The following is a 3,053-nucleotide window of genomic DNA, read 5'->3' on the forward strand; positions in this document are numbered from 1 at the left end:
ATGATCGACGGTTCGCCCGCCAGCACGTCGCGGATGATGCCGCCGACGCACGCGGTGATCACGCCCATCATTACGGCGGGCAGCGGATCGACGCCGAACTGCATCGCCTTGGCCGCGCCGAAAACGCTGTACGCGCCGAGGCCGACGGCATCGAACCAGTCGAGCATCCGCCCCTCCCACCAGCGCTGCGGGGTGACCCAGAGCAGTGCGGAGACTGCCAGCACCACGACGAGCACGCGCGAATTGACGATCCAGAATACCGGCGCGCCGATCAGCAGATCGCGCACCGTGCCGCCGCCCACGCCGGTGACGAGCGCGAAAAAGGTGAAGGTGACGAACGTCTGCCGCTTCGCCGCCGCCGCCAGCGCGCCCGATGCCGCGAACACCGCGATGCCGAACATGTCGAGCGTGCCGAGGATCGTGCCGAGATCGATCGCGGCGGGCAGCGGGCCAGGAGAGAGGGGGCTGGTCATGCAACAGCTCTAAGGGAGTGAGGCCTTGAATACACGCTCATGCGTCATCCTGAACTTGTTTCAGGATCTATCGTGCCCCAACAACCGAAGCTGCGCGAGGATAAATGGACCCTGAAACAAGTTCAGGGTGACAGGGTGATTGACCGGTGTCGTGCGACACCCTGAGTGCAATATGGAGAAATCACCCCCACCGAACCCTCCCCCATCGAGGGGGAGGGCTTTTTGGGGAGAGAGCGGCCTTCGCCTCAGATATGGATCGGCTTGCCCTGCACCGCCATCGCGGCTTCCTTGAGCGCTTCGCTGTGCGTCGGGTGGGCGTGGCAGGTGTACGCGATGTCCTCGCTGGTGCCGCCGAACTCCATTGCCTGCGCGGCCTGCGCAATCATCGTGCCGCCCAGCGAGGCGATGATCCACACGCCGAGCACGCGGTCGGTCTTGGCGTCCGAGATCACCTTGACCAGCCCGTCGCCCTCGTGATTGGTCTTGGCGCGCGAATTGGCCATCATCGGGAACTTGCCGACCTTGATCTCGCCGCGCTCCCTGGCCTGTTCCTCGGTCAGGCCCACGCCCGCGATCTCGGGCATGGTGTAGACGACGCTGGGGATGATGTCGTGATTCACGATGCCCGTGAGCCCTGCGATATTCTCGGCAACGGCAATGCCTTCGTCCTCGGCCTTGTGCGCCAGCATCGGGCCGGGCACGCAATCGCCGATCGCCCAGATGCCGGGGACCGTGGTCTGGAAATCATGATCGATCTCGACCTGGCCGCGACCATTGACGGTCAGCCCCGCCTTGTCGAGCGCCAGGCCATCGGTGTTCGGGCGGCGGCCGATCGAGACCAGCACCACATCGGCTTCGATGGTTTCCGCGTCGCCCCCAGCAGAGGGCTCGACGGTCAGCACGGCCTTGCCGTCCTTGACCTCGGCGCCGGTGACCTTGGTCGACAGCTTGAACTGGATGCCCTGCTTCTTGAAGACCTTGTTCGCTTCCTTGCGGATCTCGCCGTCCATGCCGGGCAGGATCTGGTCGAGATATTCGACAACGGTGACCTTGGCGCCGAGGCGCTTCCACACGCTGCCGAGTTCCAGGCCGATCACGCCGCCGCCGATGACGACCATGTGACCGGGCACCTTGGCCAGTTCGAGCGCGCCGGTCGAATCGACGATGATCTGCGCGTCATTGTCCACGGTGATGCCGGGCAACGGGGTGACCGACGAACCGGTGGCGATGACGATGTTCTTGGCGCGGTAGCTCTTACCCGCGACATCGACGGTATCGGCAGAGGTGAACGCGGCATGGCCCTTGAGCCATTCGACCTTGTTCTTCTTGAACAGATATTCGATGCCGCCGGTCAGCCCCTTGACCGCATCGCGGCGCTGCGCATGCATGGTCTCGAGATCCAGTTCGACGGTGCCCTTGATGCCCAGCTTGGCGAGCTTGCCGCTTGCGGCTTCCTCGAACAGTTCGGACGCGTGCAGCATCGCCTTGGAAGGGATGCAGCCGACATTGAGACAGGTGCCGCCCAGCGTTGCGCGGCTTTCGACGCACGCGGTCTTCAGGCCCAGCTGCGCCGCACGGATCGCCGCGACATAGCCGCCAGGGCCAGCACCGATCACCAGAACGTCGAAATCATAATCAGCCATTTTCAAACTCCATCGTGCGTTCGGGCCATATCAAACCCGTCTGGCACTGTCTTTCCCGTCATTCCCGCGAAAGCGGGAGTCCCGCTTGGTCGCGGTCGGGGGCAGAAGCGGGACCCCCGCCTGCGCGGGGGTGACGAAGAGATACGCTGTCGGTTCCGCCCGGCCCTTCGACTTCCGTTACAGATCGATCAGCAGCCGCGTCGGATCCTCGATCGCTTCCTTGATCGTCTTGAGGAAGGTCACCGCCTCGCGGCCGTCGATCAGGCGGTGGTCATAGCTGAGCGCCAGATACATCATCGGACGCGCGGCGATCGAGCCGTCGGGCATCACGACCGGGCGCTGGTCGATGCGGTGCAGGCCCAGCACTGCGCTCTGCGGCGGGTTGATGATCGGGGTCGACATCAGCGATCCGAACACGCCGCCGTTCGAGATGGTGAAGGTGCCGCCCTGCATCTCTTCCATCTTCAGCGTGCCGTCCTTGGCGCGCTTACCGAAATCGGCGATGGTCTTCTCGATGCCCGCGAACGACAGGCTCTCGGCATTGCGGATCACGGGCACGACCAGGCCGTTGGGCGCGCTGACCGCGACCGAGATATCGGCATAATTGTGATAGACGATCTCGTCGCCCTCGATCTGCGCGTTGACCGACGGCACGTCCTTGAGCGCCAGGCACGCGGCCTTGGCGAAAAAGCCCATGAAGCCGAGACGCACGCCGTGCTTCTTCTCGAACAGGTCCTTGTAGGTGTTGCGCGCTTCCATCACCGCCGTCATGTCGACGTCGTTGAAGGTGGTCAGCATCGCCGCCGTGTCCTGCGCGCTCTTCAGGCGCTTGGCGATGGTCTGGCGGATGCGGGTCATGCGCACGCGCTCGGTCTCGCGACCGGCACTGCCGCTGGCGACCGGTGCGGCGGCAGCGGCAGTGCCGGTCGCGAGACCG

The 3,053-nt window shown here is 64.6% G+C and carries 3 protein-coding genes; all 3 read right to left on the reverse strand.

Annotated features, from left to right (window positions below; translation table 11 throughout):
• Positions 1-473, reverse strand: a 473-nt coding sequence (locus tag AX735_RS05420) for a TRIC cation channel family protein (RefSeq protein WP_066276856.1), incomplete at its 3' end; no start/stop codon positions are given.
• Between the two features lie 245 nt (positions 474-718).
• Entirely contained in the window at positions 719-2,116 is a 1,398-nt protein-coding gene (lpdA, locus tag AX735_RS05425) for a dihydrolipoyl dehydrogenase (RefSeq protein ID WP_066276861.1), read from the reverse strand.
• Between the two features lie 177 nt (positions 2,117-2,293).
• Positions 2,294-3,053, reverse strand: a 760-nt coding sequence (sucB, locus tag AX735_RS05430; protein WP_156447429.1) for a dihydrolipoyllysine-residue succinyltransferase, incomplete at its 5' end; no start/stop codon positions are given.

It is taken from the genome of Blastomonas sp. CCH1-A6 (assembly GCF_001556365.1).
In the GTDB taxonomy this organism is placed as follows: domain Bacteria; phylum Pseudomonadota; class Alphaproteobacteria; order Sphingomonadales; family Sphingomonadaceae; genus Blastomonas; species Blastomonas ursincola.